This window comes from Psychrobacter sp. FME6, from assembly GCF_014861365.1.
In the GTDB taxonomy this organism is placed as follows: Bacteria; Pseudomonadota; Gammaproteobacteria; order Pseudomonadales; family Moraxellaceae; genus Psychrobacter.
The window spans coordinates 1-24,065 of record NZ_RRYW01000046.1; the positions used below are offsets into that span (position 1 = coordinate 1).

The following is a 24,065-nucleotide window of genomic DNA, read 5'->3' on the forward strand; positions in this document are numbered from 1 at the left end:
CTTCTATGTCAATTATGGCTATGTCTGATGCCAGCATACTTTTTAGAACACCACCGATTATTAAATTATTGTGATTATTGCTCGAAGTCACATTTTTGGGGACAATATAAAATAATAGTTAAGGGTACTGCAAGATTTTTTTATCATTTCCTGTAAGCCGGACAATCCTTGTCGTAGCGATATGGCCATAAAATAACCAGTATTGATGAATATGATTGTATAGAGGAGCATATTTATAGTTAAAATACTTTAAAAACGCTACGGTACCTGCAGTACGTGATGTATCGATTTTACTTTTCACTAACTATAGTGTTCGCGCATGGCATTGACCGTGGTGATTTTTTAGTTATTTATTAGGTTCAAAAGACATAAAAAAAGCAAGGCCGCCAGAGGTAGACAGCCTTGCTTGTAAGAGTAGGGTATAACGCTTTAAGAATGGACGATTAGACTTTATCATCCTCTTTGTGATGTAGATTGCCTTCGCGCTCTAAATTTTTAATTTGAGTTTCCATGGTATTACTATTGGTGTTATCAGGTGCAGTAGTATCATGGGGGCGGTTATGATTGTTGTTCATACGCTCATTGAGATGTGATTCTGCATCACGATGGCGATGATTGAGTGCTTCCGCCTCTGGGTTAGAATCGCCAAAATCCGTTTGTGCAGCTGTTTCTTTTACCGTATCTTGCTCTTTAACCATTTCTACATCACCGTCACTTTCATAGCCGTGATCGGGGTTGGCATCACCCGTTTTTTCATTATCACGGTCAGAGACATTCAGTTTGTTGGCTGCTGCTTCATTTTCAACCGCTGTACCATTTCTAGCTTGTGCCTCACTTTTTAGTTGCGCGTAGTCAGTCAGTTGCTGTACCGCATTATCCAAGCTGTGCGGGTTATCACGTTCTTGAGCATTAGATAGATGTTTGTCAAACACATCAGTCAAGAGTGAGTCGAAACGCAGCGCATTATATTCAATAAGCACTTCTGCTTCTTCTTCCGTGATATCACCATTTTGACTGGCATAGACCACATGATCTTCAAAAGTAAGCCCTTCAAAGCTGTCTTTATGCTCCGCCTTTTTAAACTTCTGCCATAAAGGTTCAATATCGAGCAGTGTTTGATAGGCATGCTCCATACGCCCAGTGACATCATCTGGCTCAGTATTGTAGTAAATCATGGTTTTGAGATAATCGCGGAATGGATTGGCTTCAAAGTCATCCATAAAGGTATCACCCAATTGGCGTTTTAACTCATCGCTCACTGGCGCAAATATACGACCACTTGGGAAAGTCACAAAGCTGACCAAGCTGGCTGCCATGCGATTAGGAAAGTTAGCAAATAAAGAAATGAATGCTTCTTGAATAGTATAAAGGCTGTTTTTTAAGGCGACTTCGGCATGTAAGCGTTCGGCTTTTGATTTTGTTCCGTATTGATAAAACTGCAAAATAGCCGTACAGATAAACAAGTGCGCATGGATGTCTGCTAAGCGCCCAGACAGCATTTCTTTACGTTTCAAATCGCCAGCCAGTAACCCTAATGCCATGTCTGCGGTTAAGGCAAAGTCTGCGCTCAAGCGGTTAATGTGCTTATAATAAGGACGGGTAAAGCTATCAGAGAAGCTAGGGGCGTGGTTACTGCCACCGATATAGCCTGCGACAAAGGCTTTTGCCCCGCGATTGAAGGTATAGCCTAGATGTTTAAAGAATAGAGTATCGAATTGCTTGAGTGCGCCTTTTTTATCGTCACTTTGGAGCAATTGTAGCTCATCAAATAGGTAAGGATGACAGCGCATCGCGCCTTGACCAAATATCATCAGTGAGCGCGTCAAGATGTTTGCACCTTCAACGGTGATAGATACTGGAATGGCTTGATAGGGGGTCGCCAAAAAGTTGCGTGGGCCCATCTGTACAGCGCGACCACCAACCACATCCATACCATCGTTGACCACATTACGCATGGTCTCAGTCGCATAATATTTTGCCATCGCGGTCATAACCGATGGGGTGCCGCCTTGGTTTAATCCACAAGTGACTAGATGACGGAAGGCTTCTAGCATATAAGTGTTGCTGGCCATACGACTGGTCGCATCCTGTACGCCTTCAAACTTACCGACAGATATTTTAAACTGTTCGCGAACTTTAGAAAACGCCCCAACAGACAAGTAAGTCATTTCACTGGCTGAAGTAGATAGTGCGGGTAACGAGATACCACGGCCGACACCTAAGCACTCCATCAGCATGCGCCAACCTCGACCCGCATTTTCAACGCCACCGATGATGTAATCGAGTGGAATAAAGACATTTTTGCCATCGACAGTACCATTCATAAATGGCGAGCCGATTGGGTTATGACGCGGTCCTATAATCACCCCATCATGGCTGGCAGGGACGAGCGCACAAGTAATGCCGTAATCGGTCTTTTTGGGATCGCCAAGCAGCCCTTCTGGATCATGCATTTTAAATGCCAAGCCCACGACAGTGGCGATAGGCGCTAAAGTAATCCAACGTTTAGAAAAATTCATCCGCAGACCGAGCACTTGCTCGCCGTCGTGCAACCCGTAACAGACCACGCCTGTATCAGGTATCGCACCAGCATCGGAACCCGCTTCTGGGCCGGTTAGACCAAAGCAGGGAACCTCGTCGCCTTTGGCAAGACCTGGTAGCCAGCGCTGTTTTTGCTCGTCTGTACCATAATGCATCAATAGCTCACCAGGGCCGAGCGAGTTCGGCACCATACAAGTCACCGCCGCAGTTGGCGAGCGCGAGGCAATCTTACTCATGACGCGGCTTTGAGCATAAGAGCTAAACTCTAAACCACCAAATTCTTTTGGAATGATTAAACCCAAGAACCCATTGGCTTTAATAAACTGCCACGCTTCAGGTGACAGCTCTTTGTCTTTGTGCTGGATTTGCCACTCATCGAGCATAGTACACAGAGTTTCAACTTCATTATCGATGAAGCTTTGTTCCTCTTCTGACAGTTCTGGGTAAGGATATTTAGCAAAAGTATCCCAATCTGGTTTACCCATGAACAGCTCTTTTTCCCACCAACTGGTACCGGCATCGAGGGCTTCGCGTTCAGTATCGCTCATGCTAGGCATCGCACCGCCCAAAGCCTTATACACAGGTTTGGTAATTAATGACTGGCGAATAGGGGCGATGAGTAATATCAAGCAAAGTAGCGCTATCGGTATACCCAAAATAAGCGACCAAGGACTAATAACTGCGGTTACGATAACCGTAATCAGGGCGACAATGCTGCCAGTGACACGTGATAAAGACAACAAAAAGATGGCCAAGACCATGGCTAACTGAATGATGACTGCCAAAATAAACAAGCCAATGGCCATGACTATCTCCTTTGTAACGCTAAACCAAAAGCGTGAAAAATATATGAATAAGAAATTTTTGAATAAATTTAGTTGTTTTTGTCTAAAAACGGACTTCTTTTTCTGTTAAATAGTCGTCTCTAACTGTAGTTATAGCATGGATTTAAGATGTTAATACTTATAATGACCAGTCTATATAATGAGAGCTTATCGAGTAAAAGACAAAGTTGGCTACCAATATGAAACAGTTGTCGATGACTATCAATAGTTAAAATGCTACGCTATGTCGACAATATGTATCAAGTTTTATTCATATAGTTAAAAACCAGTGATTATTGCCAATTAGCCAAAAGGGGCTAAGCAGCTTTCGGCATAAGATAACGTTTCGTTGCGTCCGACAATAATGTGATCAACCAAGGATAAGTCTATTAAGTCACAGGCCTTTTTTAGCTCGTAGGTCAGTAAATTATCTGCCGTTGAAGGCGTAGCATTCGTGTGAGGGTGATTGTGCGCGACAATTAATTGGCTGGACGCGTGACTCAGCGCATGGCGCAGTACGTGCTTGATGCAGACCGAACACGATGAGATGCCACCAGTGAATAATATCTCAAAGTTGATTAGATTTAGAGCATTGTCCAAACAAAGCACGGCAAAGACCTCACGGTGCTCTGCGCGCAATTGGGTGCTGATATAGTCTTTGACCGCTTGTGAGCGTCCAAGTGCTTGACCAGTTTTGAGCTGACTGTCTAAATAACGCGTGCCCATCTCAAGCGAAGCGAGTATCTGGGCGTATTTAGCAGGGCCGATACCATGACAAGCAAGGACCGTTTCCTGAGGGGCCGCCAGTAGCTCTGCCAAGCTGCCAAACTTTTCAATCAAATGACGAGCCAGCTCGATTGCTGACTGCGACTGGGTACCTGTACGCAGAAAGATGGCTAATATCTCGGCATCAGACAAGCGAGCGGCACCAAATTTTAACAGCTTCTCTCGTGGTCTATCATCTTCATGCCAGTCTTTGATCGCCATTGCCATTCCTTGAAAATAAATTGTTGCCAGATATATGGGGTAAATGCGCAAATTCTTACCCAACTTATCTCATAATTGATACTATAAGTGCAATTTTATCTTTCAACTTTTTTATTGATGCCATGCTTATGTCCAATATCGTGCTTGCTATCACCGGCGGTATCGCCGCTTATAAATCTGCTATTTTTGCTCGTCTATTAATCAAGGCGGGCTTTAATGTGCGCGTCATTATGACCACAGGCGCTCAAGCTTTTATCACCCCATTAACCCTACAAGCCTTAACCGGTAATGAGGTACATATCTCATTACTCGATGAGCAGGCGGAGGCGGGGATGGGTCACATTGAGCTGGCAAAATGGGCGGATTTAATCGTCATTGCTCCAGCGTCAGCCAATACACTCGCGCGGCTGGCGATGGGTATGGCCGATGATTTATTGACCACCGTGTGCCTCGCAACGGCGGCGCCAGTCATTATTGCCCCAGCGATGAACCAGCAGATGTGGGCGCACCCAGCCGTCAACCTAAATGTGCAAACGCTGCGTGATATGAATTATCAAATCATTGCACCTGCTAGCGGTGAGCAGGCGTGCGGTGATGTGGGTGCAGGACGTTTGCCTGAGCCAGAAGCGTTATTGGACGAAGTGTTGTTGTTTAATGCCCTGCAAACCACGCCGCAGTTATTAACAGGTAAAAGAGTGGTGGTTACTGCAGGACCAACGGTGGAGGCAATCGACCCTGTGCGTTATTTGTCCAATCACTCTACTGGGAAAATGGGCTTTGCATTAGCGCGTGCCTGTGTTGCCGCTGGTGCAGAAGTGATTTTGATTGCTGGTGGTAAAGTAGCGTTGCCGACACCGCTCAATGTCACGCGTATCGATGTATTGTCTGCTAAAGATATGCTAATGGCAGCGCAGCAGTGTGTGGAAGGTACGCATAGTGCGCTACAGTATCTGCCTGAACATACTCATGAACATCACCACGGTGACTGTGGTTGCGGTGATGAACACGCTCATGAACATACGCATTTGGGTCATGATAGCGTAAGAGCTGCTGATATATTTATTGCAACCGCTGCTGTCGCTGATTATCGTACTGAGGAAGCTGCCCCGCAAAAAATCAAAAAAACCCAAGAGGCCATGACGCTAAGTTTGGTTAAAAACCCTGATATATTAGCGACGATTTCGCTCGCTCATCCAGCATTGTTTGTCGTTGGCTTTGCCGCAGAAACGCAGGATGTCGAGCGCTATGCTCGTGGTAAGCTGGTGTCTAAAGACTTGGATTTGATTGCTTGTAATGATGTTTCGCGTGCAGATATTGGTTTTGCCAGTGATGACAATGCCATGCAGGTGTTTTTCTCAGAGCATTATGAGCACGATAATATTATGCTAGAGAAAACAAGCAAAGATAAGATTGCCGAGCAATTAGTCGGTATTATTGGTGAGGCAATTTGGCAGCGTCACGATGCCTAATGGTGTGCTCATCAATAACGATGTGCTTGATGTGCTTAGAAGTATCATACTAAATATGAGGCCTCGATTGATCGTGCTGAAATGACAAACATGATAGATAGTGATAGCACACAGACGTTATTATTGATCGCTATCTTTGCACTTGCCTCGCTGCTGCATGGCATTAGCGGGCTAGGCGTGACCTTGGTAACGACAACCGCGCTTGCCAGTATGTATCCGTTACCACATGCCATTGTTTTGGTGATTTTTCCGTCGCTATTACTCAATGCGATGACTTGGCTGGCAGGTGGTGGCCGCACGGTTTGGCAAAACTTTATCTATTATGGCAGACGCTATTGGTTGCTGGCGTTGACCAGCTTACTCGGTAGTATTTTGGGTGCTAAGCTTTTGCTATGGGTCGATAGCGCTTATATATTGTTGGTTTTAGCCGCTGTTATTGGTTTTTATGTCAGCAGCGCGCTATTGGGTAAGCAAGTTCGCTTGCCCGATACCAAGCCTGTGCTTATTATTGTTGGTTTTAGTGCAGGCATTATTGGGGGCGCGACCAATGCTATGTCGACCATATTGATGATGTATTTATTGTCCGCAAGCAATGATAAAAACACCATCGCCAAAGTCGGTAATATGTGCTATTTCTTAGGTAAAATCGCTCAAATTATTGTTTTACGTGAGCCTATTATGGCCTTGAGTAATGGAGAATGGCAGCTGATTGCTTTGCTTAGTGTGTTGTCTATTAGCGTTCTTTTAATTGGTATTCGTTTGCGTCGTTATTTACCACAAGCCCGCTTTCGCCAGCTTATTTTATTAATTTTAACCGTACTTGGATTACGTGTAGGCTGGCAAGGGGTTATGGCGTTTTTATAGTAGGGAATACTTTTTAAGTTGCAGTAAAGTAGGATTAGCGGTTGAATACATTTAATAATATGGTCGCAACGATACTGATGATAATCATGGTGACCACTGGAAAATAAACCCGTGTATTTCCTGATTTATACTTAACATCACCTGGCATATTGCCTATCCACGAAAATGTGCTTGGAAATATTAACCAAATAATGCCTATCACAACCAACAAAACCCCTATGCCAATCAATATTTTTGCCATAATTAAATCTTGCTAACCTCGTTACATTATTTTTTCTCGTTTATTTAGACGTTATACCAACCATTCATTTCATCAACCATTCATTTCATCAAAAAAGACCTGCTGCGCCAAGCGAAACGTATTACAGTGCGCCTCAACCACATCTTCGATATCTTCTGAATAGCCGCCGCCCATGACAATGGCGACGGGGATATTAGCGACCTTAGCTTGACGTAATACGTATTCGTCACGCGCCTTGCAGCCTTCTAATGTCAGTCCGAGTTTTCCTAGTTTATCGGTTGCCAGCACGTCGACCGCAGATTGGTAAAAAATCATATCGGGTACAAAGTCAGCGATTAGGCGCGGTAGTGTGTCCATCAAAATCTGTAAATATTCCGCATCACCAGTATCATTGGCGAGTTCGATATCCAAGTCTGATACTTGCTTACGAAACGGATAGTTCTTGGCTCCATGCATACTAAAGACAAAAACACGCGGCTCATCGGCCATGATACTGGCGTTGCCATTGCCTTGATGCACGTCTAAATCGACTACTAATATTCTTTGTGCCTGTCCGCGATTCAATAATAAGTTGCTGGCGATACAAACATCATTAAAAACGCAGAAGCCCTCACCATGATCGGCAAATGCATGATGGGTGCCGCCCGCGACATTCATCGCCACCCCATATTGCTGCGCATATAAGGCACATTCATAAGTGGCATGGGCAATATAACGACCACGCTCTACCAGTTCCGACGTCATCTCAAAACCGATGGCTCGTGCTTCTTTACGCGGTAGGGTTTGGGTTTTTAGTTGATGCCAATAATCCGCAGTATGCGTGGTCAAAATCTCGTCTTCGCTTAAGCGTATAGGCGCAAAAAAATTATCGGTACGGATGGTTCCTTCTGCTAATAGACGCTCTGGAATCATGGTATATTTTTGCATTGGAAAGCGGTGTTTTTCGGGTACGGAATAACGAAAAATATCAGAGTAGGCAATTTTTAGCATAGTTTTAAATAATTTCTGTTTTGGATAGTGTTTGAAAGGTAGAGCGTTTTAAAGGTTTAAATAATAAGGTGTTTATAGGAAGTTATATCATCTGTTGAAGGTTATATTGGTCAGGTTTATTGCACAAACTGCGTTGGTAAGAAAAAGGCTCATGAGTCTATCTGTTGCTTTAGCTCCATTAGTAGGTCTTGCAACTCCTCAGCAGGGTTCTGGTTGTCGATTAAATTACTGAATAATTTATTAATGACTGTAATCATGGCAATAACACTTTGCAATAACTGCTCAATGGTATGCTCATCAATACCAGCCGTCTCGACGTTGATGGCATTTTTGTAGCGTATCTCGCCATCGCTGTTATCCATTTCTAAATGGCCAACCAACATGTCATGGTTGATCTGAGAGATCAGTCGCATGGCGGCGCTTTGATAACTTTCGGGTATTAAAAAGGGCAAAATACCGTAGACTGCCAGCAGTTTATTTTCTTCTTGAACGCGAAATAGGTAGCCACAATCGAGCTGCTCATGCCGCACCCTTAGGGATAAATAGTGCGATTGCTGCCTATCATACGCTTTGGGCTGATAGTAGTTATAGTGCCACTGTTTGTTATTAAAATATCGTTTTAGACAATCAATAATGGGTGTGTCATGGCGCTCTTTTTGTTCTGTGTGCGGATTGGCATTAGCTTGTGAGTGCTCGTTATTGTTTTTCGTATCTACTTCGGTATCAGTGCCAATCTCGGTATGAGAGTCGCTAGTATCTACACTTTGATTCTCTGCTGGCATCGTATCATTATCAACGGTTGTTAAATGGGGTGGCAAGTGTGCACCATCGGCAATAGTCTGCGGTGCTGAAGCAGTCAGTAACCGTTTGATTTTTTGCCATAAGCTGAGTTTAGTAGATTGACTCATAGATTTTGGACTGGCTAATAAAAGATAGAGATTAAAGATCAGCAAACAATACGTTAAAAATCATAGAAAATTAATCGTTGCTGAATACTAAGCCCTGTTTGATCTCAGGCTGGGTATAAAACGCTTGGAGCATAGCTGTTATATGTGCGGTTAACCAAGGGCTTTCAAGGGCATCATAAAAGACAGGCAATAGAGTAGTATTTAATTGCGCCATCGCCTGCTCATCGATATTTAAGCTTGCGGCCACGCCCGCAATGCTATCTGACTGATGGTTGCTATACCAGGTATCGACGCTCGCTGCCACGAGACTGTGCAAATAAGGTGATAGGCGTAGGCGGTTATAGCTTTGCTGAATGCTGGCTTCAATATGCTCAATACTGCTATCGTTCGGCTCATCGCGTAAATAGGTTTGGATTTCGCTAATTGGCTGATCTTTAATCCGTGCCCAGCCAGTAACCAATAATCGCGCGACTTCCTCGTTGGATAAGTGTTCTTGGGCATTGGCTTCGGCTCGACGGGTCAAATCTTTAATATTGCGATGCAGGTATGTTTGCAGTTTTTCATCGAGGTTTTTATTGGTGGCCTTTTCAAAAGAACTGCGTCCGAGCTTCATTAATTTGCCGACACCACCAGCTTTATCTAACGTAGTTTCCATAAAGTCATTGATGGCGTGATAGAGCGTTTGAGTCAGTAAGTCGGCAAAGGTGTCATTACCAACCAGCGTATGAATCAATATATTGCGCTGCTGCTCATGGCTGCCCACATAATTAGCAAGAGTCTCAACTTGCGTGTCATCCACCAATTCTGATAAAGGCACGTTGTCATTGACCGGATGGTAAATAACCGTATGCAAAATATCACGAATATCGGCGCGCATTACCTCACTCATTGGCTGATTAAGCAGCCAGTCATTAATGAGGTGCTGCAAATCATCGCTACTGACATAGTTACTCAGTGGCTGTTCACCAAACCAGTGCCAAGCTTCGATAGACAGCGGCTCTGCTTGCGAGCGCAACCACTGCTGCATAAACGCCACTTGCGCATCGATTAGACTGTCTATGGTTAGGTTTGAGCTCTTAGAACTGGGGCTACTAGCCGAAGTATCTGACTGAGGCGCTGCGCTCTGATCGTTTAAGTTTTGGCTATCTTTTGAAGTCTGCATAGGTTTTGAGGTCATAGTAATCGACAATTTGTTATACTGTGGGGTTGTGGTAAGCATAAAGTATTATGCCATGAACATCATCTGTGTTTGTGATGAATGTTGACTGCTGCTTAATAAATAATGAGAGGTTTTGATGACGGCTCTGAATACCGCCTTACTTGCGCTCGATGAGCTGACCGTTCAGCGCGGTGAGAACCCTTTATGTGAAAGGGTTTCGCTTAATCTAGCTGCTGGTAGCGTCTGTCACTTAGTGGGCGCTAATGGTACCGGTAAGACGACGTTACTCATGCAGTTGGCTGGCTTGTTACCGGTGCTGAGTGGTGAGGTTTATTATCAAGGGGCAGCAAGTTTACCTATTCAACCTTTGTATGTGTCGCACCAGTTGGGTATTCATCCTAATCTGACGGTCGCGCAAAATCTAACCTTTCTGCTGAACTTATATGGTATCACACCAAACGCCGTTGATATTGACGAGGCATTGACTTGGGTAGGGTTGCAAGGGTTTGAGACGATTAGCTCAAGCCATTTATCTGCTGGGCAAACGCGGCGAATTACGCTTGCGCGGCTATATTTATTGACCCCTGACGTTACGCCTTTATGGCTACTTGACGAGCCTTTTACCGCGCTTGATGTCGATATGGTGGCACGTATGGAAGACAGGTTACGCGATTTTGCTAATAAAGGTGGCTCGATACTGATGACCAGTCATCAGGCAGTCGGCGTAGCCAATCAAGTGCTCGATTTATCAGATTATATGGTTTAAGCAACAAACAACAAAATTGATAATTTTTTAATCTTATGGTAATGAATTCATTATTATTGGATTGACTATTTAAGTGCAGTATAACGGTAATCAGTAAAAGGACGGATAATGACAGACAGTCCGGTACAAGTGGTCGGTGAGCGCTCAAGTGTCGCTCCCTCAGCGGTACGTGGCAGCATTGGTTTTATGCAGCTATGGCGACGCGAATGGCAAGTAAAGCAGCAGGGCGCAGTACAATGGCTGTATCCTTTGGTACTGTTTTTGGTCATTATCACTTTGTTTCCGTTAGCGGTTGGTAGCGAGCCTGCACTATTACAGCGCCTTGGTGTTTCAGCCGTGTGGATTGCGGCTTTATTGTCGCTAGTGATGGGTGTTGACGGTTTGTTTAAGCCTGCGCTTGATAACGGGACGCTGGCACAATTGGTCGTTGCCAAAGCCTCGCTGCCATTATGGGTGCTTATCCGCTTGGTCATACATTGGGTATTTAGTAGCGGCATCGTGGCAGCGCTTAGTTTATTGGCTGTGCCTTTGTTTCAGCTGAGCTGGTTTGAGGCGTGGATATTGATGGCCTCTATTATCACTGGGAGTCCAATGTTGCTGATGCTGTCAGCGGTCGCCAGTAGTTTGACGTTATCGCTAAAAAATGGCGCGGTATTGGTGCCTTTGATTGCCTTACCCATGCAGTTACCAGTATTAATTTTTGCCACGGGGGCGGTCGATTTGTTTGCTACCGGACTGAATGGCTTACCGATTTTAGCCTTGTTATTGGCAGGCAGTATCATCTCAGTTTTGGTTATGCCATGGGTGATTGCTCTGACTCTAAAAATGTCATGGCTCAATTAAAAATGCGTGTGCGCATGCTATTAAAGCCCTTTATATTAACAGCATGGTGAAAACTGGCAACTTTGCTATAATAGACAATCGAATAAACAGTGACGTGTATATTCTATCCAGCGTTTAACGCTCATAGGTTCGCGAATAGTGTGCCACTGAGGCGTTTTACCCTATAACCAACAAGCTGTGCAATAGGTTTATCCCCATGCCCAACCTAAATAATGTCTCATCTCCTAGCCTGTGGCAACGCATTTGGCAGGTTTTCTTGACCACTGTGGGTACTAAGCAGTTTTTTCGTATTTTTTCGCCTTGGGTCAAATGGCTAGCGATCTTAGCGACTATCTGTCTACTAATAGGTAGCGTTTGGGGTTTGGCTTTTGCCCCGCCCGATTATCTGCAAGGTAATAGCTACCGTATTATCTTTATCCACGTACCGGCTGCCAGTCTGGCTATCTCCATTTATTTTGCCTTAGCAATACTAGGGGTGATTTATTTGGTTTGGAAGATTAAAACCGCCAGCCTTGTGGCACAGGCACTTGCTCCAATGGGCTTTTTATTGTGCGTCATTAGTTTATTGACCGGTTCCATTTGGGCAAAACCAACGTGGGGGACCTACTGGGTTTGGGATGCGCGTTTGACGTCTATGCTGATTTTGGCATTTTTGTATGCCGGGGTGATGGCATTGTTTGCCGCTTTTGAACACACGGCCAATCGTGGCAAAGCGGCGGCAATTTTATCTATCGTTGGTGCCGTAAACTTACCGATTATCAAGTATTCAGTACAGTGGTGGAATACCTTGCATCAAGGCTCGACTTTTACCTTAACCGCCGCACCAAAAATGTCGGCTGACATGTGGATGCCGTTATTATTGATGATTATTGGTAGTTATTTACTGGTAGCAACATTGGCGATTTATCGTACCAATACCCTGATTTTATATCGTGACCAAGGTAAAGCGTGGGTAAAAGAATACATTCGTGGCCAAACCAAATAACTTTTATGACTTTTGCCAAATCAAATAACGGCTAGGGAAATATGATGCAACCTTACTTTTATAGCGTCTCTGAGTTTATCGCCATGGGTGAGCATGGTGTTTTTGTTTGGTCATGCTGGGCGATTACGATTGGTATGGTGCTGATTTTCATCATCTATAGCCGTCGACAAAGACAAGCGCTTATCAAGCAGCTAACGATTCAACAAGCGCGTCAAGCACAGCGTGGCGCTAAAAAACCTAGCCCGGCTACCAAGTAATCCTCTTAGAAAAACCATCTTAAATCATATTGTTAGCTAATAAATTGGTAACCTTTCACTTATAAATATATAACCTCATCGGTTGCTATAGGGCTTATTGATTTGTGCAAAAAATGCTACCATATAGGTATTAGAAAAGTACGGTTAGAAAGACTTTTTAGAAGGTCCGTCTAATGGGAGTTTCTTTAATATTTTCTGTTTTATAGAGTTTAATTTATAAAGCAGTGACTCATCAATGAGGTAGTAGTATGAACGCAGTTCGTCGCAAAAAACTGATGTGGGTTATGTTTACGCTTGCAGGGGCGGCGATAGCCGTGGTACTGGTGATTTATGCCATTGGACAACAAACCGATTACTACTTTGACGCGACCGCCATTGCGCAAGGTGAAGCACCACAAGATAAGCGCATTCGTGCAGGCGGCATGGTAGTTGCGGGTAGTGTTCAGCGCGCGCCAGATGATCCTTTGAGCGTTGAGTTTGCTATCACGGATTTTGAATCGACAGTGCCAGTGACTTACCAAGGTATCTTGCCAGATCTGTTTGCTGAAAACTCAGGGGTGGTTGCGACTGGTAAAATGCAGGGAGAAACCTTTGTCGCGGGCGAAGTGTTGGCTAAGCATGATGAGAACTATATGCCACCAGAGGTTGCGAAATCTATGAAAGAAAATAATCGTAGCGGTGCAGTACCTAATTCTGAGCAATATAACCCTGCTGAAAAGGTACATGAGACTGAAACGCTACAACAATAGTGAATATTCTTATTTGAACCCCAGTTCGGGATAAGCGCTCAAAAAAAAGATAAAAAAAGAAGTCCAAAGTTGCTAAAGTAAGTTTACCAAGACAAACTTCACAACAAGGACTTCTTACATGGACAACCTAACCGAACTATACTGCCATATTGACGACTTTTATCAGCAATTCAAACCTGAGTTTGACGCTCATTTAATCGCAACGGGCCGTCAACGGCTAAGAGCATGCCAGATAAGTGTAGCAGAGATTATGACCATCTTGGTACTGTTTCATCAACTGCGGTATCGACAGTTTAAGTCTTTTTACTACCATCACATGCTTGGCATGATGAAACGGGAGTTTCCAAACTTGCCCAGTTATTCACGGTTTATAGAGCTGATACCACGCAGTATCATGCCATTATGTGCCTACTTGCAAAGCATGATGGGCGACTGTACAGGTATCAGCTATATTGATTCAACCAAGATAGCAGTTTGTCATAACAAACGTATCTACCGTCATAAAGTCTTTAAGGGACTTGCAACCCGAGGCAAAAGCAGCATGGGCTGGTTTTACGGCTTTAAGCTACACGCCATTATCAATCATAAAGGTGAGCTGGTCTCCGTCAAAGTCACTGCGGGCAATACGGATGATAGAGCGCCAGTTAAGGATATGGCAACGTCTTTATTTGGAAAACTATTTGGTGATAGAGGCTATATCAGTAAAGCCCTAAACGAGTGGCTCACAAAACACAGTGATACCACGTTGATAACCAAACTTCGGCGTAATATGAAACCCCAATTACTTGAGCCTATGGATGAGGCACTACTCAATCATCGCTCTTTGGTTGAGACGGTGTTTGGGGAGCTGAAAAACTTGTGTCAGATTGAGCATTCACGCCATCGTAGTGTCACGGGTTTTATTACAAACTTGCTGTCAGGTTTGATTGCTTATTGCTGGTTTCCCTATAAACCCACCATCAAAAACATGCCTCAGCAGGGACAGGTAGCAACATTGTAAATAGTATCAATGAGTTACAATGTGGCTTATCCCGAACTGGGGTTATTTGAAGTAAAAAAATAGTATTTAAGACACAAAGAAGCCACCGATATAATCGGTGGCTTTTTTAATGGACTATATTTATACCATTCACAAAAATTAGAGTAGCAAGGAAAACGAGTGCAAGTGCTACGTCTTGTAGACTAAACAAGTTTGACACGGCTAATCGTACTTTTTGGGTTTGGTATTATATGGGATTGACTATATTAATCATCCCATTCAGGTGAATAATCTGGATGTTCAATTTTGCGACCATCAGAGCGAGCCAAACTACCGATTCTTTCTAGCTCTTCTGCACTTAATTCTACCTTGATCGCATCTAGATTTCCTTGCAGGTGATCAGGATTGGCGGTTTTGGGGATGGCAACACGATGCTTGTCGGACAAAATCCAAGCCAGTGATATCTGTGCTGGCGTGACATTATGCTTATCGGCAATCTCTTTGATGATTTCATTATCAAACACATCACCGCGCGCGAGTGGCGAGTAAGCTTCTAATAAAATATGATGATTGTTTAAAAAGGTTTGTAGCGTTTTTTGCTTAATAAACGGATGAAACTCAACTTGATTGACCACGATAGGCACGTCAGCATATTTTTTGGCTTCGATGACATTGGCAATATTAAAGTTAGAAACTCCGATGTGACGGGTCAAGCCTTGCTTTTGTAACTCGCATAACGCAGGAATCGTTTCTGATAATGGCACGCGGTCATCAGGCCAATGTAGTAGTAGTAAATCAACGTAATCGGTATCTAAATCCTCTAGAGAACGTTTGGCCGCAGCGATTAATTTTTCAGGCTCAAACTTCATGTCGTCAGGGAATATTTTTGTGGTCAAAAAGAACTTGTCACGAGCCACACCTGATTGCTTGATACCTTGACCCACTTCTTTTTCATTACCATAAGCTTGGGCGGTATCGATATGCTCGTAGCCCATTTTTAGCCCTTGGCTAACCACATCGATGCAGTCTTGACCGGTTGATTGCCAAGTACCCAATCCGAGTACCGGTATATTGGCTTGTCCAGCGGTACGAATATTATAAGTTTTAGCAGACATATTATTATCCTTGTTATTTATTTGATTAATAGAAGATTGAATAGTGATTATAATTTTCCCAATCTCTATTTAGCTCATCTACTATAGAAAAAAGCGGTTGTAAGTGAAAGGGCAGGTGACGCTTTCCTACAAACCATAAACAGGCTGTAACGTCATTTTTAGTAAGTAATCGTCCAGTAACCCCGTCACTAATAAAGCTGAGACCAAAAAAAGCCCACTATTTAAAATAATGGGCTTTTTTTATTTAACTTCAGAAGGCACTTAACTTATCTGAGTTTACCTTTGATAAGTTTTAGCATTTTAATTATTGAGTAGCCGCTTCTGCAACTGGCGCAGTATCTGTCGTAGGGGCTGTATCAGTATTATTACCCCAGATTTTTGGATACTTATAGCCTGGGAAAGTGTCGTGGGCATACTTTTTAAAGTCGTCAGAATTATAAGCATTCGTGACGTCTTCAACCCATTTCTTGCCAACATCAGCAGATTTCACCGCTGACCAGTTGACGTAAGCAAAGCTTGGCTCTTGGAATAGTGCCTCAGTCAGTTTGATACCCGCATCTGTCGCGTAGTTACCATTGATAATAGCAAAGTCGACTTCGTCACGCGCACGCGGTAGTTGAGCCGCTTCTAATTCAACAATTTTGATGTCGTATTTACTGTTATCGGCGATGTCAGTTTTTGATGCATTGAGTGGATCGATATTGTCTTTTAATGTGATCCAACCAAGATCATCCATCATCACCAAAGCACGGGCAAAGTTACTTGGGTCATTTGGAGCAGAGACACTCATGCCTTTATGAACGTCATCAAGCGTGGATTTTTTACCTGAATAAATACCAAGTGGTGCGGTTGGTACTTGGAAAGCTTCTACCAGATCAAGGTTGTTTTCTTTTTTGAAGGTATCAAGGTAAGGCTTATGCTGGAAGATGTTGATGTCTAAATCACCTTCAGCCAAGGCAAGGTTAGGGCGAACATAGTCAGTAAAGGCAATCAGTTCAACTTCGTAGCCTTGCGCTTCAAGTGAGTTTTTTACTTGGTTACGTACCATGTCGGCAAAGTCACCTTCGGTGGTGCCAATGATGATTTTGCTGTGGTCAGGATCGATATCGCTAGCGGCAGCTTCTGCTGTTGAACCTTCGGTAACAGGTTCTTTAGTCGCTTCAGGTGCTGATGAGTTGTTGCAACCAACCAAGACCAGACTTGATACGCCAACTGCAGCAAATGCGGTCGCTAACTGACGGCTGATATCTGTTAATTTCATGGAGCTTCCTTAATAAGGGGAGGGAATAAAGTATAAAAAACAACCACTAAAAAAAGCAACATTATCAATAGTAATGCTGCTAAGTTAACGGCTGTTAAGTTAGTATCAAAATTAAAGGGTATCAGTAACAAAGTCAAGCATTTTACTTATGATGAATCGGCACTAAATCTTGAGCGTTATTCATAATAGGCTTACCTGACGATATCCTATTTTTATGGTGTGGTTTTTAACCTTTAACGTTTATCTAGGCGAGTGGCGAACCAATTACCAGAGGCTTGAATACCGATAACCATAAACGAGAGCACAATGACGATAAAAATCATGACTTCGGTTTGATAACGATAATAACCATAACGAATGGCCAAATCACCCAAACCGCCGCCACCAATCATACCAGCCGCTGCTGAATAAGACAGCAAACTGATACAGAGAATAGTGACCGACAATACCAAGCCTGAGCGTGCTTCGTTAAGCAAGACTTTGATGATAGTCAAAGGGCGTGCCCCCATAGACTCGGTCGCTTCAATTATACCGCGCGGTACTTCGCGTAAGTTTTGCTCGACCAGACGTGCAAAATAGAATGAACCAGCGATTGCGAGCACTAATGATGCGGCAATAGGACCGATACCTGTGCCAACGATGGTTTTGGTAAAGGGGCTCATGGCAATCATCAAAATTACAAACGGAAAAGCACGCATAAAGTTGGTAATGCCGCCCAGCACACCATAGAGTGTCTTGTTTTGCAAAAACTGCCGATCGCTTGATAAAAATAGGAATATCCCAAACAGCCCACCGATGACGATAGCCACTGTCGTTGAGATACCGAGCATGATGAAGGTATCAACGAACGCGTTTACAATCTCTTTGCGTAGAGCAAACAGCTTGTCTATCGAGGCGGATAAATCACTACCAGTTAACATATTTATTTCTCCTGCCTCATTAGTCTTCGTGCACTAAGCCTTTGCCAATCGGGGTGGTTGCTTGAATAAGACCGTCTCGTACATCAGCTACTTCAAGCAATTGCCCTTGGTGCAATAATGCTGCGCGGTCACAGAGTCTACGAATCACACTCATCTCATGAGTCACAATGACGATGGTCACGCCAAGCTTTTCATTAATATCACGCAGACAAGTTAGCAGACTGCGAGTGGTCGCAGGATCAAGTGCACTGGTTGGCTCATCAGCGAGTAGGACTTTTGGACTCGGTGCAATCGCTCGAGCAATACCCACGCGTTGCTTTTGTCCGCCTGATAACTGGGCAGGGTAGTGACTGGCACGATCAGTGAGATCTACAATATCAAGACACTCCATGACACGTTTATGAATATCACGGCTTGGATAACCTGCAACGGTCAAATTAAACGCTACGTTATCAAAGACAGTGCGATTGGACATCAGATTAAACTGCTGAAAAATCATGCCGATATTATGTCGAGCGATACGTAATTCACTGGCAGACAATGTGGTCAAGTCGGTACCATCTATAATGACTTGACCCGCATCTGGACGCTCAAGCATATTGATCAAGCGTAACAAGGTAGATTTACCTGCACCCGAATAGCCCATTAGGCCAAATATTTCACCTTGTTGGACAGTTAAGGTCGTCGGCTCAACGGCAGTAAACCAATGCGGTTTTCCGTCTTTATCTTTAATTGAGCGGTCGCTTAAAAAACTTTTAGTCACATCGTTTAAGACAATCATGTCATTCATGGAGGGCTCAAAATCTAATAATTTTTATAGTCATCAACGTATTGCTTGGCTTCTATTATAATGCAAGAAACCAATAAAAAAACAAACGTCAATAACCCTAGAATAAGGGGCGCTAATATAGCATATTATCGTGTACTTTGGATATGAACATCCGTGGCGGACTTATGATTAATCGCTATTAGTGATAGGGTGTTTAGGGGAGGTGGATGGCGATGATAGAGACAAAGACGACACCAGTCTAATCCATAAACTATCTAATCATGCTGGTGATAATGGGGGTCGTATTTGACTGGTATGACGACTAAAAATCTCGTATGACCATTGAGCGTGTCAGTGATGATACGCCCTTGGTGAGCGGTGACAATTTGAGCCACTAAAGACAAACCCAGACCAGAGCCTTTGTTCTTTTGCTGTAAGCGTACGAATGGGCTAAACACATCTTCACGTTTTTCTTCAGGAATACCTGTGCCTTCGTCAATCACTGCCAGTACCGCATATTTTGGTAATGGGCGTACTGGTTCAGCTTTGGTCTTTTTCAAATGCTTAGAAAACAAGCCTTCTTTGCGCGGTACATTGGGCATATCGGTACTATTTATAGCATCTTCTTTCGAATTGCTCTTGTCCTTGTCTTTAGCGACATTGGCATCGCTATCGGCTTTGTCAGCGTTTTTGTCACTGTTGCGAGCAGAGTCATTTTTGAGCGCATTGAGCCCTCTAGTCACTAAGCCGTCTTTAGGTTTAGTAGTCATATTACTATCGGTATCATGCATAGTTTCAGCAGAGGCACTAGCGTCAGGGACAGCATGCCAAACCATCTTTTTAATTTTGTCAGTCACACCATTGGTAAAGCTATGGTCGTTAGTAATCAGTGGTAATTCACGATTGATTTTAGGTGTGGCGCTACTGGTTTCTAAGTTTGTAGTAGTTTCTAAGTCGTTTTGAGAGCCTTGAGTCATGTGGGCGCTAGTTTCTGTTTCAGCTATACTGTTATCAAGACTATCAATCTCATTATCCGTACTTACCTCATCAGAATCTTCCGTAGCAATACTTTCACCATTTTTATAAATCGGCGGTGCGGGTAATAAGGCGATTGAATCTACTGTGTCAGACTTGGTGTTATCAACAAGTTTGGATGAATCATTGAGATTTATAGGGTCTTGCGCATCATCTTCATTGATATCGACTTGCTCATCGTAAGGTTCAAAGTCAGAGCTATTATAATCCACAAAGCTACTGCACATTACCGTATGCAACAGGTAATCAGGAATAGTGTCGGCTTCATCGATGGTTTGAACGCCATATAACAAGACCGTCACAGGCGGTTTACCATGTAGCATCGCATTGGTTAATAGGTTACGAATCAAATGGGTCAACATCGATGATTGCCCATCAATGACGATATGCTCGCCAATCAAAGTTGCTTCAGGGTAATGTTGACGCTCTTGATTGACCAAATCGTACAAGTCTAAATGTTCAACTTGCTGCAAGGCATGACCGGCATCCAAACGGCTAACCAATAAAATACTCTCTACTAAATCATTGAGCCCCGACAGGTCACGATTAATGGCTTGCGCGCGCTTATCGAATTTTTCTTTAGTATCCGTTGGTAGGGCGCCTGCCAACATATCCATCATCTCAATCTGCAAGCGGATACGAGTAATAGGGGTGCGCAGCTCGTGAGAGGCGTGTGCCAGTAGTAAATTATTGGCATCGATAAGGTGTTCAATCTTTTGTGCGGCTTGGTTAAATCCACGGGCTAGCGAGGCAATCTCATCATTACCCCGAGCATTGACTCGCACCGTAAAATCACCGTCACCCAACTGGGTCATCTGTTGGCTCATCTGATTGATACGCCAGGTCATCGTACGCGCAATCAGCCACAGCACGCCTGCCATGATAAGCAATAACAACAAGGTTCCTGTAAATAAGTTGAGCGCCGCAGAAAGCACGGGTTTTTTGGGTGGCAAGCGAGATTCATACAGTAAGGTATAGCCAGTGCTGCTATATACTTGGGCTTGCTGCGTAGGATAGGTATCTGAAAAAGAAGGGAATACACGTGAGAAAAGCGAAGGGGTAGGCGGCAACTCTAGTGGTAAGTCGCTGTGATCTGTCTGCATAAGCAAACGACCTTGATTGTCATATAAGCCCATCTTTGCTTGCAATGATTCGTCAAAGATATCAAAGCTTTTTTTGACAACAGCGAGCATAAAACGTGACTGTAGCCGACTGTCCTTGCTTATTGAGATATTAAGTTCGTGTAAAAACGGATCTATTTGTCCTAAAATCTGCGTTGCTAATACTTCTGAGCGAATACTTGCGTCTTTATCGTGCACAAGTTGCGTCAACAGTACCATTGCCACTGCAAATAAGGTAAGTGCCAGCATGACACTGGCAAATAACTTAGCAAATACGGAACGAAAACCCAATTGCTGCATTAAACCATCTCTGTTATCAGCTATTTATGGCCACCCATACTGTTTAATTTATAATATCTTAATTGATAATATCGAATTAAACAGTAGGGTTCTTTTGTGATTATTTGGCCGTTATTTACAATTAAACCTGATCAGTGGCAAATTGATAACCGACGCCGCGCACCGTGATAATACGTTTTGGCTGGCGCGGATTGTCTTCAATCAAGGCGCGGAGGCGTGAAATATGCACATCAATCGCCCGATCAATATTGTCTGAGCTGTCATCATTTGGCATCGCTTGCCAAAGCTGCTCACGATTTAACACTTTACCAGAATGGGTGGCAAAATAATGCAGTAATTGAAACTGATGCGTGGTCAAACGCACAGGCTCGTCGTCGATAGTCACTTCATGGCTGTCAGGGAATACGCTCAGACGACCAAAAGTTAAGCTGTCAGATTGACTGTCTGCTTGGTTGGGCTGCTCGTGACGACGGATAACAGCGCGAATACGAGCAAGCAGCTCACGCGGCTCAAAAGGCTTGGCGATATAATCATCGGCACCCATCTCAAGACCTAATACACGGTCTGTGGTATCACCTTTTGCTGTTAGCATGATGATGGGCACTTTATTGGTCATGTTGTTTTTGTTGCTACGAATTTTTTGACAGACTTGCATACCGTCCATGTCAGGTAGCATCAAATCAAGTACGACTAAATCAATATCGCGCTCTTTGGTGTCTAATAACTCAAGACCTTCTTGACCAAGACCTGCATGATGTACATCATAATAATTCATCGTGAGGTAATCACTAATTAATTCGGCTAAATCTGGATCATCTTCAATCAATAAAATCTGCTTACTCATAAGTTGTCCTCTATCTAGTTGTTGTTATGGTTTGTCAAAATGTTGAGCTTTAAAGCCATCAAGCTTTTAAGTCATTAAATATAAGCTAAGCCATGAAATATAAACGGTTCAAAATACTCGCTTAATGCTATATATCATAAAGGCATAGTGCCTAATTTAGCGGTTACAAAGCAAGAGAGGCTTTGTTAATGTTTCTACAAAATGTAACTGCCGGCAGGTATTACTATGAAACGATAACTTTTTTCCCTTTAGAATCAATCGGTAAGTTAGCCAAACAGATTAAGCTGTCGTTGCTGATACCCGAAATTAAATACTGATTGGTAGAGGGATCAAACTCGATTACCTCGATAGGCTGAAGTGTCAAGCGCTGGTCTTGTTCGATAATCCACACATTAGCAGTCAATTCTCTAAGCGGCTTATATGGTGGTGAGTGCAGTTCTGTCAAGTCGACATCGTGCAGCGCACGTTTAGGGACGATGACCCCGACCTCTATTTGACCATAGTTGACGCGTCCTGTTACCTTCATGTTGGGCAATAATTTGTCACGGCTTATCTCGTTTTCAATGGCGTTAACAGAGACTAACAGTCTTTTTGGTTCAGTGGTTGTGGTCAATTTACTGACTTGCCCAGTAAACTTATCTAGCGCACCTTCGGCTGTAAAATTGACGGTTTGACCAACTGAAAGCTGAGGCTCTGCCTGGATAGGGAGGGTTGCAGTAAAATGTAATTTGGTCTCATCACTGAGTTGCAATATAGGGGTGCGGGCTTCTAGTTTTTGTCCAGTGTTAGCATATAAGCCTTCTATACGCCCTGAAAAGCTGGCATACACCGTCGTCAAGTTATACTGTGGCTTGGTATTGGTAGCGCGGTCAGCATTCTCTACGCCTGATGTCGTCGTTGAGGGCTCTTGGCTATCTGTTTGGGCGTTTTTTACGGTTGTTTTATTATCAGACTTAGGCTGACTGGGTTTAGAAGTGGTTTTTGCTTTTGCCGTATCTTTTGCTAGATCTTGCTGTTTTGAATTACTTGTATCGTCAGCGGATAGATTTTCCTGCGCCGCTGCGTTTGTTTCTGAAGAAGGTTCATCTGTAGTATTGGATGGATCTGTCGTTTGGCTTGCTGTATTCAGCCGCCTAACAATGAACAATGGCGCGCCTTTCTCTACCCATTGACCTTTACTGACCAGTATTTCTTCGACGGTGGCTGGATGTACTGCAATGAGTTTAATTTTCTTGATAGGCTCGATGTTACCTTGTAGACCAAGACTTGGCTGATAGCGTGTTGGTTTTATACTTAATAGATAATCGGGCGTCATGGTGACACTATCATCAGTAATGCTAAGTGAGTTATCTACGCTCGCGCTGTCGGCGGCCGTCAGTGGCTCATCGCTCGGCGGTGGAGGCTGACAAGCAACAATAAGTACCGCGCTGAGTAAATAGAGGCTTTTGTTTAAAACTTTAGAAGTTGCCATAGCAGTCACCATTGTATTTGACTGTTTATTATATCGTTAATTAGAAGGAGGTGAAACGATTGCTGCATAGTTACTATACAGGCGTAGGTATGACTTGTGTGCCAATTGGAAGATAGAGAGCATAAGTGCGAGAGACAATATTAGTGACAACACCTTAGTTAGCGACAACACCTTAAATAGTTGTTTACGACACTCATCAGTTTGAACATTAATTTGTCAATTACTGGAAAACGCTTAATATCTGTGCTAAAACAAACATATCAAAATATTTTGATACATTTTTATCACAAATACAAATTATCCAGCAATGTGCTTGTTGTTTCTATATAATGCAGAAATATCATATGGTTGATGGTTTTTTTGATTTTAGCTTTCTGTCTTTGACCGTCACCATTATGGCCAGTTTTGAAATGGATACGGTTGCAACCAGCAACTATAAATATGCTAATTGATGGCATGCTTTAGTCAGTTTCTTAATAAGAAAGTGCGTATAGTAGCCCATGTTGATGCTGTGTTTGATAGTCTGATACAGACAGATATTGACAGGTGAGATGTTCGCTGTTATTACAGATAGCAATGCAAAGTTAACCGTTCGTTTCAATCCAATAATTACTTAGATTAACATACCAAGTGCAACGCTAATTGATATTATAGAACACCTGATTAG

Annotated in this window: 21 protein-coding genes; 8 read left to right on the top strand and 13 right to left on the bottom strand. The window is 43.4% G+C overall.

Annotated features, from left to right (window positions below; genetic code table 11):
• Window positions 1–443 precede the first annotated feature (443 nt).
• Both EI162_RS08205 and radC read right to left on the bottom strand, forming a co-directional pair.
• Window positions 444–3,347, bottom strand: coding sequence for an acyl-CoA dehydrogenase (locus EI162_RS08205; RefSeq protein ID WP_192523893.1), 2,904 nt, complete (start codon window positions 3,345–3,347; stop codon window positions 444–446).
• 321 nt (window positions 3,348–3,668) lie between these two features.
• Window positions 3,669–4,352 carry a RadC family protein gene (radC, locus tag EI162_RS08210; protein ID WP_192523894.1) on the bottom strand — a complete coding sequence of 228 codons (684 nt, stop codon included), beginning with the start codon at window positions 4,350–4,352 and terminating at the stop codon, window positions 3,669–3,671.
• 128 nt (window positions 4,353–4,480) lie between these two features.
• Here radC and coaBC point away from each other — a divergent pair, with 128 nt between their 5' ends.
• Window positions 4,481–5,821: a bifunctional phosphopantothenoylcysteine decarboxylase/phosphopantothenate--cysteine ligase CoaBC gene (gene coaBC, locus EI162_RS08215; protein ID WP_192523895.1), complete on the top strand. Its 1,341-nt coding sequence runs from the start codon at window positions 4,481–4,483 to the stop codon at window positions 5,819–5,821.
• A gap of 81 nt (window positions 5,822–5,902) precedes the next feature.
• Window positions 5,903–6,685, top strand: a complete 783-nt coding sequence (locus EI162_RS08220) for a sulfite exporter TauE/SafE family protein (RefSeq protein WP_192523896.1) — start codon at window positions 5,903–5,905, stop codon at window positions 6,683–6,685.
• Between the two features lie 34 nt (window positions 6,686–6,719).
• Here the strand turns inward: EI162_RS08220 and EI162_RS08225 are convergent, their stop codons facing one another.
• From EI162_RS08225 to EI162_RS08240, 4 genes are all read right to left on the bottom strand, one after another.
• A complete protein-coding gene (locus EI162_RS08225; RefSeq protein ID WP_192523897.1) occupies window positions 6,720–6,926 on the bottom strand; it encodes a DUF2905 domain-containing protein in 207 nt (68 codons plus the stop codon).
• Window positions 6,927–6,998: 72 nt separating this feature from the next.
• On the bottom strand, window positions 6,999–7,916 hold the full coding sequence (locus tag EI162_RS08230; protein WP_192523898.1) for a histone deacetylase: 918 nt from the start codon (window positions 7,914–7,916) through the stop codon (window positions 6,999–7,001).
• A gap of 149 nt (window positions 7,917–8,065) precedes the next feature.
• On the bottom strand, window positions 8,066–8,824 hold the full coding sequence (locus tag EI162_RS08235) for a YbjN domain-containing protein (protein WP_192523899.1): 759 nt from the start codon (window positions 8,822–8,824) through the stop codon (window positions 8,066–8,068).
• A gap of 70 nt (window positions 8,825–8,894) precedes the next feature.
• Window positions 8,895–10,043: a hypothetical protein gene (locus EI162_RS08240; RefSeq protein WP_225736933.1), complete on the bottom strand. Its 1,149-nt coding sequence runs from the start codon at window positions 10,041–10,043 to the stop codon at window positions 8,895–8,897.
• A gap of 76 nt (window positions 10,044–10,119) precedes the next feature.
• On the opposite strand from EI162_RS08240, the gene ccmA reads away from it, so the two are divergent.
• The 6 genes from ccmA (at window position 10,120) to EI162_RS08270 (ending at window position 14,583) form a co-directional block, all read left to right on the top strand.
• Window positions 10,120–10,749, top strand: coding sequence for a heme ABC exporter ATP-binding protein CcmA (ccmA, locus tag EI162_RS08245; protein ID WP_192523900.1), 630 nt, complete (start codon window positions 10,120–10,122; stop codon window positions 10,747–10,749).
• A gap of 186 nt (window positions 10,750–10,935) precedes the next feature.
• Window positions 10,936–11,592 carry a heme exporter protein CcmB gene (locus EI162_RS08250; RefSeq protein ID WP_192523912.1) on the top strand — a complete coding sequence of 219 codons (657 nt, stop codon included), beginning with the start codon at window positions 10,936–10,938 and terminating at the stop codon, window positions 11,590–11,592.
• Window positions 11,593–11,788: 196 nt separating this feature from the next.
• Window positions 11,789–12,577: a heme ABC transporter permease CcmC gene (gene ccmC / locus EI162_RS08255; protein ID WP_192523901.1), complete on the top strand. Its 789-nt coding sequence runs from the start codon at window positions 11,789–11,791 to the stop codon at window positions 12,575–12,577.
• A 41-nt stretch (window positions 12,578–12,618) separates the two neighbouring features.
• Entirely contained in the window at window positions 12,619–12,834 is a 216-nt protein-coding gene (ccmD, locus tag EI162_RS08260) for a heme exporter protein CcmD (protein ID WP_413038383.1), read from the top strand.
• Between the two features lie 248 nt (window positions 12,835–13,082).
• Window positions 13,083–13,583: a cytochrome c maturation protein CcmE gene (gene ccmE / locus EI162_RS08265; RefSeq protein ID WP_192523902.1), complete on the top strand. Its 501-nt coding sequence runs from the start codon at window positions 13,083–13,085 to the stop codon at window positions 13,581–13,583.
• 118 nt (window positions 13,584–13,701) lie between these two features.
• Window positions 13,702–14,583, top strand: coding sequence for an IS982 family transposase (locus tag EI162_RS08270; protein ID WP_192523903.1), 882 nt, complete (start codon window positions 13,702–13,704; stop codon window positions 14,581–14,583).
• 245 nt (window positions 14,584–14,828) lie between these two features.
• On the opposite strand, the gene EI162_RS08275 is transcribed toward EI162_RS08270, so the two are convergent.
• The 7 genes from EI162_RS08275 to EI162_RS08305 form a co-directional block, all read right to left on the bottom strand.
• Complete coding sequence (locus EI162_RS08275) at window positions 14,829–15,677, bottom strand: aldo/keto reductase (protein ID WP_192523904.1); 849 nt, start codon at window positions 15,675–15,677, stop codon at window positions 14,829–14,831.
• Between the two features lie 304 nt (window positions 15,678–15,981).
• On the bottom strand, window positions 15,982–16,938 hold the full coding sequence (locus tag EI162_RS08280) for a MetQ/NlpA family ABC transporter substrate-binding protein (protein ID WP_192523905.1): 957 nt from the start codon (window positions 16,936–16,938) through the stop codon (window positions 15,982–15,984).
• A gap of 233 nt (window positions 16,939–17,171) precedes the next feature.
• A complete protein-coding gene (locus tag EI162_RS08285; protein ID WP_192523906.1) occupies window positions 17,172–17,858 on the bottom strand; it encodes a methionine ABC transporter permease in 687 nt (228 codons plus the stop codon).
• A 19-nt stretch (window positions 17,859–17,877) separates the two neighbouring features.
• Entirely contained in the window at window positions 17,878–18,648 is a 771-nt protein-coding gene (locus EI162_RS08290) for a methionine ABC transporter ATP-binding protein (RefSeq protein ID WP_192523907.1), read from the bottom strand.
• Between the two features lie 254 nt (window positions 18,649–18,902).
• Complete coding sequence (locus EI162_RS08295; protein WP_192523908.1) at window positions 18,903–21,083, bottom strand: sensor histidine kinase; 2,181 nt, start codon at window positions 21,081–21,083, stop codon at window positions 18,903–18,905.
• 121 nt (window positions 21,084–21,204) lie between these two features.
• A complete protein-coding gene (locus tag EI162_RS08300; RefSeq protein ID WP_192523909.1) occupies window positions 21,205–21,927 on the bottom strand; it encodes a response regulator transcription factor in 723 nt (240 codons plus the stop codon).
• A gap of 223 nt (window positions 21,928–22,150) precedes the next feature.
• Window positions 22,151–23,398, bottom strand: coding sequence for an efflux RND transporter periplasmic adaptor subunit (locus EI162_RS08305; protein ID WP_192523910.1), 1,248 nt, complete (start codon window positions 23,396–23,398; stop codon window positions 22,151–22,153).
• Window positions 23,399–24,065: the final 667 nt, after the last annotated feature.